The sequence below is a fragment of the Halorientalis persicus genome (assembly GCF_900110215.1).
Lineage (GTDB): Archaea > Halobacteriota > Halobacteria > Halobacteriales > Haloarculaceae > Halorientalis > Halorientalis persica.
This window is the reverse complement of the sequence record NZ_FOCX01000007.1, coordinates 149214-164933: the sequence shown is the minus strand read 5'-3', so window position 1 is coordinate 164933 and position 15720 is coordinate 149214. Positions and strand designations below refer to the sequence as shown.

Sequence of the window (15720 nt, the reverse complement as noted above, 5' to 3'; positions counted from 1 at the left end):
AGTATTGCTCGTCGTTGAGTCGGATCACGGTCTCGTCAACCGCAACGTGATCCGGACTGCATCCAGCTTCGGGCTGTAGATCTGCCTTGTGAACCCAATTATGCACGGTGGATCGCGCTCGCTCGACACCGAATATATCAAGAACCGAAACGGTATTCGAAAGAGAGAGTCCAGCAAGATGCAACTGAATACCGAGCTTCATCAGCAGTCGCGGTGTCGCCTCGCGTTCAACAAACTCTAAGTCGATCTGGTCGATACTTCCGCCGAGGCGTGTGTTTTCGGGCATAGGCACTCAGAAAACACATCGCCTCACTCTTCATCCTTATCTGAACACCGCCGCTCACGTCCATACGGTCGCTAATGACGTCCTTGGGCGTCTCCTCGTTGAGTGAGTAGGTGATGGCACCTTTGCGCAGGGGATGGGGTGAGAGCGACGAGGGACACTTACAGGCAAGATTGTAGGAGTTCGCTTCACAAGTCTCGGGTTCCTCGTCGTGCGGGCAGTCCTTCCCGACGTGACACGGGCGGGTAGCAGTATAGACCAGCCGTTGGACCGTAGTTCGAGAGACACGCGTGTCTGTAGTAGCGAATAGTGGACGGCGTCCGTGGTCATCCAACACGTCGGCTCGGTTCTCGTTGATGAAGTCGCTTAGAACCGTCACCAACTCGTCTTTGATGAACACGTTCCGTTCGCCTTTCTCCTTGTTCTTGAGCGCGGTCCCCGTCGTGGGTCGGTGACGGATACACAGTTTGTTCTCCTCGGGGTGGACGTCCTTGAGATCGAGAGCGAGGAGGGAACTACTGCGTATGCCCGTATGCCAGAGGGTGAAGAACACGGCGTGACGCAGGGAAGCGTACTCGAACTTCTTCAGGTATTCGAGAATATCCTCGGCGTCACCTTCCTGAATGAACGAGTCGTTGACTTCGTCGGCGTCGGACGTCTCGGGGATGACCACCTTCTCGCTGGTTCCCTCGGGGACGGCGTCGATTTGCTCACAGAAGCGAACGAACTTCTTGATCGTCCACAGGTTGTGTTTGAGCGTGATTAGTTTCACCTGCTCGGCTCGCCAGGTGCGGAAGTCAGCTAACGCCCGCCCGTCTACGTTGTTCATGTCGGTGACGTCGCGGTCGGTACACCACTGCTTGAAGATCTTGAGGTCGGACTTGATGTTCTGGAGTGATTTCTTCGTTACCTCGTCCTCGCGGCTGGTGAGGTACATTTCTACGGCTTTTTCCGGTCGGAGTGATTCGAGTTTTGTCATGGTTGGTCGTTTCGAGTGACCACCAACCAGACGGCTCGGGTGCAGTGGTAACGCCCGTCCTTCCGATGCGGCGCGCCGGAGTGAAACGGAGGCGCAAGAGGCCCTGGGTTCAAATCCCAGCGAGTCCACTCCACCTTTTTCATCGTCGGGTCGCGACGGAGTCGCGACCACTCACACCAGCAATCTCCGATTGCTGGTTTGCTCACGAGACGCGGAGCGTCTCGTGAACCTCGCAAAAACGTGGGGAAAAACGACCTTCTCGCTCACTCCGTTCGCGAGAAGTGAACCGCCTCGCTGCGCTCGGCGGATGCTCGCCAAACAGCACGTCGACTCGTTCACAGCGAGTCCACTGAACTTCTCACGGCGACTGCGCGAACATGGTGAGCGCCAGCGCTATGAGAGTGAAGCACGAGGGTCAGGGGCCCGAGCGAGGGCTCGGAAGATGAACGGAGTGGGTCTTCCGGTGCGTCCACTCGACTGTTTACTTCGTCTGGCGCCCTCGCGAGCTTTCGGCTCGCTTCATCGCCGGTGTGTTCGCCGGCACACCGCCGTGTCTGCCCCGGAGCCGACGCGAGTTCGGGTCTGGCGGGCACAAATATCCGACGCAACCAAAGACCTTTATAACATAAATCGAATGACCTGTATATGAAACGACGAGAAGCGTTACTGTCAGTTGCGGGGGCCGCGAGCATCGGTCTCGCGGGGTGTACGGACGATAGCACGAGCGGCGACGGGACGGACGACGAACCGGCCGGCGACGACACGGAGGGCGGGACCGGAGCGACCGCCGAGGGGACGGCTACCGGGACCGACGCCGGGACCACCGACGACGGGTCGATGGGCGACTCGACCGATATCGACGGCGACCCCGACGGGGAGATCCGGATGGACGAGGGACTGGGCCTCGAGATCCTGGAGTACGGACACGTCATCCGAGACCGCGAGGAGGATTCACGCAGCGACTACGACGAGGCGTACGACGTCCAGGGTCGGCTGGAGCTCACGGCCGACGTGTACGTCAACGTCCAGATCGCCTACGAGTTCCTCGACGACGCGGGCGAGCGTCTCAGCTACTACGAGACGACGAAGCTGATGCAACAGGGCGACGTCTGGGAGTTCTCGGGTGCCTACTCCAAGTCGCCCGAGGCCGTCGACGGGTACGTGCTGCACGTCTCCTGCCGGCAGGACTGCTCGGCCTGATCGCCCTGATCGCCCTGCGGCCGACTCCCGGGCTCGATGCACGTCCCGCCCAGCGACTGACCTGTCCGTGGACCGATCCCAGACACCGCACTTACTTTCCCCGGCGTTCACAGTTGCAAGCATGGCATCCGACGCCGATCAGGGGGAGCGGCCGGCCGGTGGAACCGATGGCGCGACGACACCGGAACGTGCCGCCGACGCGCCGCTCGCGCCGTACCCGCCCAACTGCGGGCCGCCGTGGTTGCACTTCGTCCACCAGATGCGCGAGCCGCTGGCGTTCGCGGAGGAGGCGCTGGCGACGCGGGACGTGGTGCGGATGAACCTGCTGGGGAACGGAGACATCTACGGGGTGGGGCATCCCGACCACGCGAAGCGTATTCTGCTCACCGAGCGCGAGAAGTTCCGCAAGACCGAGGACTTCCGGATCGCCTTCGGCGAGGGGTTGCTGACGGTCGAGGGTGAGGAGTGGCGACAGCAACGCGACGTGTTGCAGCCGCTTTTCACCCGCGACAGTGTGATGGGCTACGCCGACGGCATGGTCGAGACGATCCGCCGGCGGATCGACCGGTGGGCGGACGGCGACCGGCTGAACCTTCAGGCGGAGTTCACGGACCTGGCGCTCGACGTCCTCTTCGCGACGGTGCTTGGGCGCGAGCTGGCGCTCGGCGGCGATAGGGAGATCAGGCGGAGCGCAGAGGACCTTCACGGCTGGTTCAAGCCGACCTCCTACTTCCTGCCCGAATGGGTACCGACGCCGTCCCGGCGGCGGTTCCGGGCCGCACAGGAGACCCTTCGTGCGGAAGCGGACCGATTGCTCGACGCGAAGCGGGGGGCCGCGCCGACCGATCCCGCCGACGCGGAGGACCTGCTCTCCCTGCTGGTGGGGATTCGCGAGGCCGGCGGCGACTCGGCGATGCTGTCCGACGAGCGACTGCGCGATCAGATGGTGACGATGATCTTCGCCGGCCACGACACGACGACGACGACGCTCACCTTCAGCTTCTGGGCGCTGGCGAACAACCCCGAGATTCGCGAGCGGTTCCACGCGGAGGTCGACGCGCTCGACGGCCCGCCGACGCTCGACGATCTAGCCGAACTGGACGTGACCGAGCGGGTGATCACCGAGACGCTCAGGCTCTACCCGCCCGTCCACTCGTTGCCCCGCGAGACGACGACCGACGTGGTCTTCGACGGCCACCGGATCCCTGCCGACGAGCGGGTGCTGGTCGGGATCCGGCACATCCACCGGGACTCGCGCTTTTTCGACGACCCCGAGACCTTCCGCCCCTCGCGGTGGGACGGGGACCTCCGCTCGGACCTCCACGACTTCGCGTACGCGCCGTTCGGCGGTGGCCCGCGCATCTGCATCGGCCGGCAGTTCGCCCTGCTGGAAGCGAAACTGACGCTGGCGACCATCGGGCGACAGTACGACCTGGGCTGGCTGGGTGAGAACGACGCCGACGGCGAGCCCCCGGTCTCGCCGGAGATGACCCTCCGGATGGAACCCGGACAGGAGTTCCTGGTGACCGAGCGCTGACTACTGCTTCTCGAAGCGGTGCATCACGATGTCGGAATCGTCGTCCCACTCGAAGTTGTCGTGGGCGCGTTCGAGGATCTGCTTGTAGTGTTCGAGGTCGCGTGCACCCTCAGCCTGGGCGTCTTCGTCGGTCATGTCGCCCAGGGTGCGGTCCTCGACAGCGACGACCTCGAAGGTGGTGCCTTCTATCTGGAAGGTGTCGCCTTCCTCGGCGTATTGCTGGCCGCGGTGGATCTGGGTCACCTCGCCGTCGAGGGCTTGACTCTGCATCCGGTCGCTGGGCAACAGCGTGTCGGGTTCGAGTTCGGACACAGAGGAGAGTGGGGCTGGCGACCCAAAACGGTTCAGCTTGCGGCACCCTGCCGATCAGTCGACCAGCCCGTAGCCGCGGCGGAACAGTTCCACGTCGAGGGCGACGACGGCCAGGGTCAGCGCCGAGAGAACGGCCAGGGACTCGTTGGGCGGGAGTTCGGCCGCGCCGAAGAAGCCGTAGCGCACGCCGTTGACCATGTACACCATCGGGTTGAACAGCGAGACGGTGTAGGCCAGGCCGTCCAGCGCGTCCAGCGAGTAGAAGACGCCGCCGAAAAAGACCAGCGGGCGGAGGATGAACTGATTGAGGACGGTCAAATAGTCGAAGTCCCGCGCCCAGAGACCGCCGACGACGCCGAAACTCGCAAACAGCAGGCAGATGACGAGCATGAACGCGACCAGATAGAGCGGGCGCGCAACCGGGACACTGGTAAAGAGCAGGCCGATGAGGCCGATGATGATCCCGACGACGAGCCCGCGCAGTGCCGACGAGAGGATGTAGGCCAGCACCATCGACGTGTAGGGCAGCGGCGAGGTCAGTACCTCGTGGATGTACTCGTTCCGGCGCTATTTTGCACAAGTTTTATTCAACACCCGGCCAACAGTCTAAGTGTAATGTCGGAAGACAACGATAAACGAGTGAATCTGGTGGTTTCGGAAGAACAGAAAGAAGAATGGGATAACGCCGTTGAAGAATCCACGGAATACAGCAGTCTCTCCCACCTAATCCGCCAGAGCGTTACTCACGAACTTTCAGATTCAGCAGGCGCGGCCACCGCACCGAACGGCCGCGAGACGCAACAGACGGCACAGACGGAAGCTCATACAGAAGCGTTGGAACAGATAACAGACACCCTTGAGAACATGGAAAGCACGCTATCGGACTTAGATTCCCGTCTGACGGCTGTTGAACGGGAAGTGACCGCTTCCGCACAAGCCGACTTGAAACAACAGATATTTGATGAATTGCCAGAGGGTGAGAGCGCTTCGGCCCGGGAGATAGCAGAGGAAATTGGTGCCGACAGAGAGAAAGTAAGCCATGCTCTAAGCCGCTTAGAAGAGCAAACGGGCATGGTCAAAGTGGCCGCAAATATCGATGGACAGCAGTTTTACACTCGTGAGGGTGACGAATGATGGAATTTGACGAAATTCTCGAACGGTTCAAGAAACGCCGGATGGGGCCGGGAGAAGCGGCAGAGAGTACCGCCGACCGATATGTCCGACACGTTCGAAACTGGCGGAATTGGTTAGCTAAAAACGGGAATAAAACCGTATGGGAAGCCGAATATGACGACCTTCGCCTCTTCGCCGAAGAGTTAGTATACCAAGATATGGCCCCCACGACGATCAGCCAACGAGTATCGGCCATTTCCAAATTCTATCAGGATGCAAAGAAATTTCCAGATTATCTTGACATTCCTGAAGTTCCCGAGAATCCTTATGATGGATTCGATAAAGATGATAAGAAGCTTCTCCGGGGAGATACCAAAAAGAAAACCGGTCTAAAAGACTCCGAGAAGGATGAATACCCATATCTCGAATCCGAGGAAGTGGAAAAACTCGTTGAAAACGTCCCAGCACCTCGCTTACGTAACGAACTAATTATCAAACTACTGTATCACATTGGCTTCCGCCGGGGAGAATTAGCAAAAGCGAAAATCAAACATATTGATAGAACCGACCGCTCAGTATACATCCCTCCTCGAAAATCCCCAGAGGGGCGTCATATTGCCTATAAGCAAGATTATCTCGGATTTCAGCTTGACCGTTGGATTGACCACGACCGAGATAGCATGACCTACGCTTCCGAGTCTGACTATCTCTTCCCAACCAACAACAACGAACATATCTCTGCGGATTACATCGGCAAAGTGGTAAAAAAGGCGGCTGAAAACGCCGGTCTTCAAGAAACTATTGCTGAATATTCAGACGGTCGGAAACTCCATAAAGTGACTGCTCATACGCTAAGACACTCATATGCTATGAGAACATTAAAGACTGCTGAAGATGTTGACATACGTACACTACAATCTCTTCTTGGACATGAAGAACTCGATACTACTCTTATCTACCTCCAACAGTCAAAAGAAGAAGCGAAAGAAGCATCCAGAGGATTTGTACCTTAACCTCTGAACTTTCGCAACGACGGCCGTGAGGCGACACACCGCAACGCAGACGGTCGGCACAGACGGCCGTCAACATGACTGTTCTCACCCCCAAGTTTGAACGCGGGAAGGCCGGGTTCGATCCGCCCGCCCCCCGCTTCCCGGATTCAATCCCGACTTGACCCTCATTCCGTAGTGCAACCCCGGGAGTTTCGGCCCGGAATCCACGTTCCCGACTTCGCTTTGTTCAAGTCTTATTCATCCGTAGGGTTGAACGCGAGAAGAACGACCCCGACCGCGCGGTTTGAAAGGTAATTAACCACCATCGCGCGCAACACGCTCGTGTGCGTATGTGCGTAATCAAGTATAACAAGTGGATTGGAGAAAAAACGCCGTTATCCGCAGTCTCAGGCTCTAAACCGGGGCCGTTTAAGTGTATATTCCCCCTTCATAGCAAAGACTCAATCCCCGACACTCCCGTCCTTACACTCAAGACGTAGCCGGCGCACTCACCGTTGTGACCCGCACCAGAGAACAACTCGGTCTTACGGAAACGCAGGCAGAAATCCCGATCAATGTCGGTGGGGAAATGTGGACCCTGCTGGACGTTGCACAACACTTGTATGACGCCCGGCGTAATGACGAGATAGACCGGCAACAAGCGTCAGAAATCGCCGCAGAACTCCAACAACTCCGAGAGAACGCCCGAGAGGTAGGCGACTCGGAAATGCTTGGCGTTGCTGATGCACTCGAAAAGTCGGCCCGCGCAGTGTTATCTAAGAGCCAATAGACGGCACTCTAAGCGGTTTGGTTTTGATACGATGTTACCCACTCGGGACGTTGTGTGTGGCTTCACTGGCGCTATTAGATGCCTTAGATTGGCTGGTGTAAAATCTCTCTTCCCACAACGGCCGGGTGGGTTATTTCCGACGTAGGAATTAAAATCTGGTCAAATCCACCCCACAATGCGAGCCGACTTACCAAACTAACGCGCACAGAAATCTCCTCATGTAACAACTGGGGTGCTATTACTATGAGTTATTTGGTTCATGGAATCAGTTTGCTAAGAGATTTGCAGACTCTCAAAATCGAAGCGAGCGCAACCCTCAGAGGTGAATTATTGAATCAATCTTGAGTATCATATCCTTGGACGTACTCGTTCCATCTGCCGTGGAAGATCGAGAACGAGGCGTTCTCGAAGGCGTTCGAGATGGCACCCAGAACGATGAGGCCGGGGAGGATGAAGGCGATGTACTCGATCTCCCGACCATCGAGGACGAACGAGTCGATCCGACCCCCGAGGATGACGCCGAACACCGAGAAGTAGAGGACGTTCGTGATCGCCGGCGGAAGGAACGTGTTCCGCGGGCGACGGACGAACCGCAACACTTCCCGGTGGAACAGCGTTCGGAAGCCGGTCGGGAGCAGGCGGTCGAGGACGCCAGGGCTGGCAGTCGATTCACCCGCCGTTACCCCGCCGTCGCTCGCCACGCCGACGCCGTCGTCGTTCCCGCTCATGCCTCCACCGCGCTCTCGGTGCGAGTCATGTCGACGAACACCTCTTCGAGCGACGCACGTTCGATGTCGACTTCGGTGACGGTGTAGTCCCCCGCCTCCAGCTGGCGGAGCAGGTCGGGGACCACGGAACTCCCGCGGGCGGCGGTCACGACGAGGTCGCCGTCTTCGATCCGGGCGTCGTGAACGTCGGACAGGTCCAGTTCGGGCGCGGTCGCGGGCGTCGAGCGCAGGGTGACGGTGATTCGGTCGGTGCCCCGGTCCATGAGTTCGTCGGGACTGGCCTCCTCGACCTTGCGGCCCTCGTCCATGATCGCCACGCGGTCACAGAGGCGTTCGGCCTCCTCGATGTAGTGGGTGGTGAGCAGAATGGTGGTCCCGGCGTCGTTCATGCGGTTGATGACGTCCCAGAGGTCCCGGCGCAACTGCACGTCCACGCCGGCGGTCGGCTCGTCGAGGATCAACAGATCGGGATCGGACACCAGGGCTCGCGCGAGCATGAACCGGCGTTTCATGCCGCCGGAGAGCCAGTCGAAGCGCGTGTCGCGTTTCTCGTAGATCCCGACGGTTTTGAGCGCCTCCTCGGCCCGTCGAGTGGCCTCGCCCGCGGGGATGCCGTGGTAGCCGGCCTTGTGTTCCAGCACTTCCTGGATGGGGAAGAACCGATCCACGTTGTACTCCTGTGGGGCGAGACCGATGGCGTCGCGGGCCTGCTGGTACTCGTCGCTTACGTCGTGACCGAACACGGCCGCCTCGCCGTCGGTGCGGTTGGCCAGGCCGACGAGGATGTTGATGAACGTGGTCTTGCCTGCGCCGTTGGGTCCGAGCAGGCCGAAAAACTCCCCGGCCTCGACCGAGATGTCGAGGCCGTCGAGCGCCCGCACGTCGTCGTACTCCTTGACGAGATTCCGGGCTCGGATGGCGAGTGTCATTACCCACTGTCAGCAGTCCTGATCTGGTAAGCCCCACGTTTTCGGGCCGTCGATCGGCCGTGGGGGCCGCGGCCGAACGGCAAGTAATTTGCATCGATCCTGGTTCCGAAGGCCGGAACATTGATATGACTCGGCAGATATCTTGGGAGCAAGAGACCGAACCGAGTCAGCACCGGCCACACTGCTGGGCCGTCGCGTTGCTGGCCATCAGGGGGGACGGCACCACATCGACAGCGTACACAGTGTGTGCGCTGGCGGACGCGACGACGGACGATATCCGTCGACGACCAGGGGATGGTCGGGGGGCTCGTGTCGGTCGGACGGTAGAACAATGTACGATACCAAACGGCTAGCCAGCGGCGTTGGCGTGTTGCTTACGTTGTGGGTCTTGGTCGGGCTGTTGATACTGAGTACGGGGGTGGGCGTCTCGGTGCCGCTGAGTAGCTCCGGGGGATTCAACGTATCGGCCGACTACCTGACGGCGTCCGAGGCGACCGTCGTGCCCGCGAAGACGAGCATCGTCACGCCGTCGGTGCTGTTCGAGGTAGAGCGCAGCTACATCCGTGATCTGAACCTACAGAAGACGTTGAACGTCAGTGACGTGCCGGGACTCACGGGACGGTTACAGATACAGATCCGGAGCGAAGAGGCGACGGCACAGGGCGTCGCGTTCAAGACCGACAGGATCACCGCCCAGACCGCGACCTGGCGCGGGTTCGTCCTCGACGAACGAACCGGACCCAAGATCTTCGACCGGTTCAAAGCCTACGCCGGGCCCGACCCGAACCAGGCACCCAACACGGACGATCAACTCCAGATCGAGGGCAGTGACGCGGGCGCGATCAGGCCGAGCGACGGCGACCCGGCCTTCGAGTTGCGCGGAGCGAAGATCACGACTTCGACGCTCTCGGCGGACCAACTCCAGCTCTCGGATCTCTCCGTGAGAGTGCGCTACGACTTCAACAACGACGGTGAGTTCGAATATGGTGCGTGAGGACACGACCGACGACGACGGGGCGGCGACCGACAGTGACCCGTCCGCGGGACGTTCGGACGGGCTTCGGGCCCGCTTCGACCGGTGGGCCGCGGCCAGGCCGACGCTCGGCGCGACGCTGCTGGGGCTCGGCAGTGCCGTCCTCGCCTGGCGCGTCCTCGCTCAGTTATCGGCGGTCCCGCTCGGGCGCATCACGCCCGTCGGTTTCGCCGGCGGGATCGCGCCGTTCGTCGGCGTCGTTCTCGGGCTGTTCGTCCTCGCACGGCCCGAGAAGGCCCGGCTCGCCGGCGGTACCGGCTTCGGGCTGATCGCGTTCACCTTCGCCGGTATCCTGCTCTCGGGCGTTCCGCTCGCCCATCCTGAACTGGCTTTCACCGGGTTCGTGATCGGCGGGATCGGCGCGGTGATCTGTCTGGCCTGGGACCGGACCAGTACCGTCCGCGTCGAGCGGGGGCCGGTGTTCCGTGCCGGCCGCGCCGCGCTGGTCTGTGGGCTCGTGTTGGCGCTCGCCTTCACGGCCGCGCCGGCCGTCTCGGGTGACACGTTCCCCGCGCAGTCGGACACGCTGGATGGGTTCGTGGTCAGCCAGTCGTCGCTGGATTCGGGAATGTACAGCTACCAGACCGATTGCGATACCGATCCCGGATTCTCCATCGGCGGCGAGGACTGTATCGACATCACCGTCGACAGCACGAGTCAGGAGAACATCGACCGGGCCGCTCGCCAGCAACTCGACAGCACGAGCGTCGCGGACGTGGAGATCAACGAGTTCCTGATCTACGAGAACCTCTATACCGACCTGCGTGGCGGCAAGAACGTCTACTTCGAGCTAACGGCGTCACAGGCCGTCGCGTCGAGTGAGACCGACAACGGCCGCGCTATCGACGTGTACATCTCGGAGTTCCGGTCGGAGAAGTTGACCGCCCGACTGGACCTGATCAAGTTCCCCGGAACGCCCGGCATTCCGGCCGACAACATCGCTTACTGGAGCTGTACGCCCCACAACGACAGTGGCTTCGGGACGATCAACGACATCCGGCTCGGGCTGGACACCAACCCGCGGCTGACCGGTGGCCGCGACGTGTCCCTGCTGGCCCACCAGCTCGGTAGTTCCGAGACGGTGCTGACCGACTTCAAGCTCAAGATCGGGGCCGAACTGGGTGGCAAGAGTGGTGTCCGCGAACCCATCCCGGCCGACGACGGGCCGACCACCGCACCCGACAACTGCCTGTGACGCCCGACGGCTCGGAACTCGATGGCTCCGACGGCGTTTTGACCGCCGCGGACGACGACGGGGACGTGGAGACGATCACGTTCGCGGAGTGGCGGCGCGCCCGCCCGTTCGCCGGCGCGCTCTTGCTCGTGGCCGGCGGGGTGCTCGTCGCTGGGCCGTCGCTGCAGGTCGTGTTGAGCACACAGCCGTTCGACGCGTATCCGACCGCCAGTCTCGGGACCGTCGTCGGTGCGGGCATCGTCTTCGTCGGTGTGGCGGCGCTGGTACGCCCTGAGTGGGCGCGGGAACTCGGCGTCGCGGGGCTCGTCCTGGCGTCGATCTCCTTTCTGGTCGCGTTCGGCGGCTATCTGATCGGAATGTTGGTCGCGAGCGCGGGCGGCATCCTCTGTTTCGCCTGGCGACCGACAGAAGCGTACGAGCGGCTGATTCTGGACGACGAGAGAGAAGACGGACAGTAGCTCAGCGGCCGAGTTTCTCGCGGCTGATCTTGACGCCGCGGGGCGTGATGATGATCTGATCCTCGTCTTTCTGGACGATGTCGCCGCCGACGCCGCGAGCGACCTGCTGGAGTTCGTCGGTGATTTGCTCCATCGTGCGATCCTGGGTCGTGTGTCGCGTGATGTCGGCGACCACGATGTCCCCGGCGTACACCGCGTCCTTGATGTCGATGACGTCTTGCTTCTCGCTGATCTTCGCGATGTGCATCTGGGTGTCGGCCTGTGCCTCCGGTGCCTGGACGCCGTCGAGTTCGACGTAATCGTCGGTGCGACGCGTCGACCCCGACTCACCCAGGAGTTTGTTCATGAAGCCCATACCCTCGAAAGTGACTCCCAAAAGTATAGGGTTTTCGTCAGACACACCTACGCAAACTAGTATTTCTGGGTCTGGCGGTTGCTACGGCGGGAAAACGACCGTTCTGCGGTGTCGGTCGCTCGTCAGACGGGACGGGGCTCGACTGCCACTCAGACGGAGAACTCGTACAGATCGTCGCCGACGTGGTGGATACTGTCGACGACTTTCCCCTCGTCCCCGGCCATGTCGTCGCCGTCGGTGCGGGCCCGGCCGACGGCCAGGACCTTCCCGTGGTTCTCCTCGGCGATGGCGACCAGATCGCCGGCCTCGATGCTGGAATCGGCTTCGGTGATCCCCGGACGCATCACGTCGGCACCGTCACTGACGAACGAGATCGCACCGGCGTCGACCGTGACGACGTTGCGTTCGGGCGGGTACTCGTTCGCGCCGCGGACGGTCAGGAACGGTTCCTGGTCGCCGCGCTCGTCCTCGATGTAGACGACGGCGGGTTCGCCGTCGACCAGCACGAGATCGTAGTCGGTCCCCTCGAGTTCGACCTTCTCGTGGGTGTCGGCGTCCATGCTAACGCCGAGTTTCGCCTCCAGCGCCGACTCCAGTTCGTCCACCGCGTCGGCACGGAGGTGATGCCGTGATTTCACCTGCATACACCCCACGTCGCCTGCTCACCGCATAAATCGCCCGCTCTCCGTGTCGCTGTTATCATGCATGATAGTCGGTAGCAAAGGCTTTTATTTGTCTTCGAGATAGCTAAAATTGGATGGCATACTGGTCGCAATCGACTGCTGTCGGGCGGGCACGGGACGGCGAGTCGCGCGGATCGTCGACCAGCAACTGTGTCACCGAGGTGAGCCAGAAATGAGTGTCGTCGACAGAGCCGCCGAGACCGAGGAGGGCCAGTTCGACCAGCTACCGGAGTTCGAGTTGGAGTGTATGTACGACGACTGGGACGACCCGACGGAAGTGACGATCTTCTCGACTGCCGACGGGGACAGTCTCTACACGGCCTGGCTCACAGCCGACCGGGACCACGCCGTGTCGCTCGCGGACCTGCGGTAAGCGATTCGCGACGCGTTCTCCGCCTCGAAAAGGGCTAAGTATTCACCGGCCGAACGGCCGGGTATGTGGGGTTCCCGGCGAAACCGGGACGGCGCGCAGGTCACCTGCATCGCCTGCGGTGACTCGGTCGCCCGGAGCGACGCACGCGAGTACGACAAACACGGCGACCGCTGGAACCGCGAGGACAAGGAGTTCGAGTTCCTCTGTAAACACTGTTATCGGGACCTCTGTCACCAGCCACGCGACGGGCTGGAGTCGTTGCTCGTCGAGAGCTGTGCCGGCAACTGTGACCGCGAGGAGTTTATCGCGACCTTTTACGATCTACTGGCCGAGCGCGGTGACTCCCCCGAAGGTCGGGAGTCCTAGCGACGGGCGTCGACACGACTAACTACCGGGTTCCCCTACCGGGCCCCATGAGCGACCAAGCAGAGGCCGGCACTGCGGAAGGCCAGGGCCCCGTCGAGATCGACGAGGAGATGGCCCGCCACCTCGCCAACAAGCGCGAGGAGTTGTTCGAGAAGTTCGACATCCGCGACGACTTCCCGCCGGCCGTCCGTCAGGAGGCCGAGGAACTGACCGACGACGTGCAAAGCGAGGTCGAGGCGGAACTCGACGACCGTGAAGACCTCCGGGAGATGACCACCTGGACGACCGACCCCGTCGACGCACAGGACTTCGACGACGCCATCTCCATCGACGTGCGTGACGACGAGATCGTCCTCTGGGTCCACATCGCCGACGTGACCCACTACGTCAACCCCGAGACCGAGATGTGGTCTGAAGCACTCAAGCGGGCCAACACCGTCTACCTGCCCGCCTACACCGTCCATATGCTCCCGCCGGTGCTGGCCGAGACCGTCTGCTCGCTGGTCCCCCACGAGGACCGCCTGGCCCACACCGTCGAGATGCACCTCGATCCCGACACGCTCTCCTACGAGACCATCGACATCTACAAGTCCGTCATCCGCAGCGACGCCCGACTCACCTACGCGCAGGCCGAGTCCCTGCTGGACGACCCCGACAGCGCCGACGACCTGCTGGAAGACCCCGAGGTCGATCTGGCCACCAAGTGCGAACAGGTCTGGAACCTCGCCGACCGTCTCCACGAACAGCGCAAGGAGGACGGTTCCCTCGTCCTCAACCCCCGCCGGGACCGGGCCCACACCATCATCGAGGAGTGTATGCTCAAGGCCAACAAGGCCGTCACGCACACCCTCCAGTGGGATCGTGGCCTCGAAGCGATGTACCGGGTCCACCCTCAGCCGACACCCGACCAGTGGAACGAGGCCCTCCAAGAGATCCAGGATCTGGACGGGGTCTCCGTGTCGGCCAGCCACGAGGATCCCCGAAAGGCCGTCAACGAGACGCTGGAGGAAGCGCCCGAGCGCCAGCTCAACCAGATTCAACGGGCCGTCATGAAAGTCATGCCCCGCGCGAAGTACATGAGCGACCCCTTCGGCGGCCACCACGCCCTGAACTTCGAGATCTACGGCCACTTCACCAGCCCCATCCGTCGGCTCTCGGACCTGGTGAACCACTGGATCGTCTACACCGACGAGGTGCCCGCCGACCTCGGTGACCTCTGTTCGCACGCCTCCGACAAGCAGAAAGACGGCGAGCAGTGCGAACGCGAGTACCGCCAGTTCCTCGAAGAAGTCGGGCTCGACCCCGCCGCCGTGAACAACCGCGGTGTCGAAGTGATCGACGAGGAGTAGCGAGGCCGGCCAGGGGGCGGCCTCGAAAAAACCGAGCGGGGAGCGAGCGCGAGACGCGACCGATGAGAGCGTCTCGGATGAGCGAACGGAGAGCGCGAGGCCGTCGACCTCGGCTCGAACGGACACAGCCCGTGAGAGCGAAGTGAGCCGAGCGACCCGCGAGATAGCTGCGACGGTCGCTCGTCGGGCCGGTTGGCGGCCTGACGGCGTGTCGACGAAGACTGCGGCTGGCGGATCGACTTGAAACTCACTCGTCGGTGACGATCACGACCCGTTCTTCGGGGAGGTTGACCTGTGCCTCGGCGACGACGTCATCCGAATCCGGCTTCCGGATCTCCACGTTCACGTCGTTCTCGACGTATCGCTGGTCGCCTGGCGTGATCGTGACCCCGTCGCCGCTTCGCTCGATCGAGACGTTCTCGTCGAAGGCGACCGTGAACGTCCCCTCGGACTCCTCGACCGCGGTCACGTTCGTGTAGGACGCTTCGAACGTAGACTGCGACATGGCCTCGGCTGGAATTCCCTTGATCGGTTCGACGGCGAGTTCGTACGCGTCCATCGCGGCCAGGCGGCGCTGGACGGTCTCGTTTTCACGCGCGATGGCCAGCGCGCGTTCCCGCTTTGCCTCGGTCAGCCGTGGTGCGCGCTCGGTGTCGACGGTCAGGTGTCCGTCCTGGTCCTGAATCCGGAGCGATTCGACCGCGGTCATGTTGTCGAGGATGGTGGTCTCCTGCGTGCCGTCCGAGACGGTGACGCCGGTCTCCGAGACGACGACCGACGGCTGGTGTCCGGTTTCGGTCAGCGGAGCACCGACCCCCAGCGAGGCTCCAGCCCAGCCTGCGCCCAGACCGACGAGCGCGAGCAACAGGATGGCACCGACCCGGGGGACGACCTCGTCGTGCATACGCCCACCTTGGGTGAAAGCCCACATGAGCGTTCGGATGAAACGCGTTCGAAACGCGTTTCAAGCCCGTTTCACGCCGGTTTACTGGCTGTTTCTCGAAAACGAATCGACGGTACTTTGGCGGTGTCTTCGAATGGATCG

The 15720-nt window shown here is 61.8% G+C and carries 17 protein-coding genes and 3 pseudogenes; 11 read left to right on the top strand and 9 right to left on the bottom strand.

All coding sequences use genetic code 11. The features are described from left to right. Positions 1-286: pseudogene (locus tag BMX17_RS10120) on the bottom strand (IS6 family transposase); the annotation flags it as partial. Further along, positions 228-1220, bottom strand: coding sequence for a tyrosine-type recombinase/integrase (locus BMX17_RS10115; protein WP_170845380.1), 993 nt, complete (start codon positions 1218-1220; stop codon positions 228-230). The pseudogene BMX17_RS10120 and the gene BMX17_RS10115, both read right to left, overlap by 59 nt. A gap of 687 nt (positions 1221-1907) precedes the next feature. Between BMX17_RS10115 and BMX17_RS10110 the strand changes: the two genes are divergently transcribed. Beyond that, positions 1908-2462: a hypothetical protein gene (locus tag BMX17_RS10110; RefSeq protein ID WP_092659594.1), complete on the top strand. Its 555-nt coding sequence runs from the start codon at positions 1908-1910 to the stop codon at positions 2460-2462. 121 nt (positions 2463-2583) lie between these two features. Next, positions 2584-3999 carry a cytochrome P450 gene (locus BMX17_RS10105; RefSeq protein ID WP_092659593.1) on the top strand — a complete coding sequence of 472 codons (1416 nt, stop codon included), beginning with the start codon at positions 2584-2586 and terminating at the stop codon, positions 3997-3999. Here the strand turns inward: BMX17_RS10105 and BMX17_RS10100 are convergent, their stop codons facing one another. After that, positions 4000-4311: an ASCH domain-containing protein gene (locus tag BMX17_RS10100; RefSeq protein WP_092659592.1), complete on the bottom strand. Its 312-nt coding sequence runs from the start codon at positions 4309-4311 to the stop codon at positions 4000-4002. 54 nt (positions 4312-4365) lie between these two features. Next, positions 4366-4878: pseudogene (locus tag BMX17_RS10095) on the bottom strand (ABC transporter permease); the annotation flags it as partial. 48 nt (positions 4879-4926) lie between these two features. Between BMX17_RS10095 and BMX17_RS10090 the strand changes: the two are divergent. The 3 genes from BMX17_RS10090 to BMX17_RS10080 all read left to right on the top strand — a co-directional run bounded on the left by BMX17_RS10090 (position 4927) and on the right by BMX17_RS10080 (position 7206). Further along, positions 4927-5445: a hypothetical protein gene (locus BMX17_RS10090; protein WP_092659590.1), complete on the top strand. Its 519-nt coding sequence runs from the start codon at positions 4927-4929 to the stop codon at positions 5443-5445. Continuing rightward, positions 5445-6437, top strand: coding sequence for a tyrosine-type recombinase/integrase (locus tag BMX17_RS10085; protein ID WP_170845379.1), 993 nt, complete (start codon positions 5445-5447; stop codon positions 6435-6437). The genes BMX17_RS10090 and BMX17_RS10085 overlap by 1 nt, the downstream gene beginning before the upstream one ends. 496 nt (positions 6438-6933) lie before the next feature. Beyond that, entirely contained in the window at positions 6934-7206 is a 273-nt protein-coding gene (locus BMX17_RS10080) for a hypothetical protein (protein WP_092659588.1), read from the top strand. Between the two features lie 359 nt (positions 7207-7565). Here BMX17_RS10080 and BMX17_RS10075 read toward each other — a convergent pair. Both BMX17_RS10075 and BMX17_RS10070 read right to left on the bottom strand, forming a co-directional pair. Further along, positions 7566-7844 (bottom strand): annotated as a pseudogene (locus tag BMX17_RS10075) (ABC transporter permease); the annotation flags it as partial. Between the two features lie 86 nt (positions 7845-7930). Continuing rightward, on the bottom strand, positions 7931-8863 hold the full coding sequence (locus BMX17_RS10070) for an ABC transporter ATP-binding protein (protein ID WP_092659587.1): 933 nt from the start codon (positions 8861-8863) through the stop codon (positions 7931-7933). A gap of 331 nt (positions 8864-9194) precedes the next feature. Here BMX17_RS10070 and BMX17_RS10065 point away from each other — a divergent pair, with 331 nt between their 5' ends. The 3 genes from BMX17_RS10065 to BMX17_RS10055 are packed head-to-tail and all read left to right on the top strand — an operon-like array spanning position 9195 to position 11549. Next, positions 9195-9857: a hypothetical protein gene (locus BMX17_RS10065; protein ID WP_139203461.1), complete on the top strand. Its 663-nt coding sequence runs from the start codon at positions 9195-9197 to the stop codon at positions 9855-9857. Then, positions 9847-11091, top strand: a complete 1245-nt coding sequence (locus tag BMX17_RS10060) for a Yip1 family protein (protein ID WP_092659585.1) — start codon at positions 9847-9849, stop codon at positions 11089-11091. The genes BMX17_RS10065 and BMX17_RS10060 overlap by 11 nt, the downstream gene beginning before the upstream one ends. Next, a complete protein-coding gene (locus BMX17_RS10055; RefSeq protein WP_092659584.1) occupies positions 11088-11549 on the top strand; it encodes a DUF6114 domain-containing protein in 462 nt (153 codons plus the stop codon). Before BMX17_RS10060 ends, BMX17_RS10055 begins: the two co-directional genes overlap by 4 nt. Position 11550: 1 nt before the next feature. On the opposite strand, the gene BMX17_RS10050 is transcribed toward BMX17_RS10055, so the two are convergent. Continuing rightward, positions 11551-11904 (bottom strand): cell division protein SepF, encoded by a 354-nt coding sequence (locus BMX17_RS10050; protein WP_077205851.1) that lies wholly within the window; start codon positions 11902-11904, stop codon positions 11551-11553. 149 nt (positions 11905-12053) lie between these two features. Then, positions 12054-12548 carry an RNA-binding protein gene (locus tag BMX17_RS10045; protein WP_092659583.1) on the bottom strand — a complete coding sequence of 165 codons (495 nt, stop codon included), beginning with the start codon at positions 12546-12548 and terminating at the stop codon, positions 12054-12056. Between the two features lie 211 nt (positions 12549-12759). Between BMX17_RS10045 and BMX17_RS10040 the strand changes: the two genes are divergently transcribed. The 3 genes from BMX17_RS10040 (at position 12760) to BMX17_RS10030 (ending at position 14675) form a co-directional block, all read left to right on the top strand. Next, complete coding sequence (locus tag BMX17_RS10040; protein ID WP_092659577.1) at positions 12760-12960, top strand: DUF7511 domain-containing protein; 201 nt, start codon at positions 12760-12762, stop codon at positions 12958-12960. A 63-nt stretch (positions 12961-13023) separates the two neighbouring features. Beyond that, positions 13024-13326: a DUF7562 family protein gene (locus BMX17_RS10035; protein ID WP_092659575.1), complete on the top strand. Its 303-nt coding sequence runs from the start codon at positions 13024-13026 to the stop codon at positions 13324-13326. A 47-nt stretch (positions 13327-13373) separates the two neighbouring features. After that, positions 13374-14675: an RNB domain-containing ribonuclease gene (locus tag BMX17_RS10030; protein WP_092659573.1), complete on the top strand. Its 1302-nt coding sequence runs from the start codon at positions 13374-13376 to the stop codon at positions 14673-14675. A gap of 247 nt (positions 14676-14922) precedes the next feature. Here BMX17_RS10030 and BMX17_RS10025 read toward each other — a convergent pair whose 3' ends face one another. Then, positions 14923-15579 (bottom strand): hypothetical protein, encoded by a 657-nt coding sequence (locus BMX17_RS10025; RefSeq protein WP_092659571.1) that lies wholly within the window; start codon positions 15577-15579, stop codon positions 14923-14925. Positions 15580-15720: the final 141 nt, after the last annotated feature.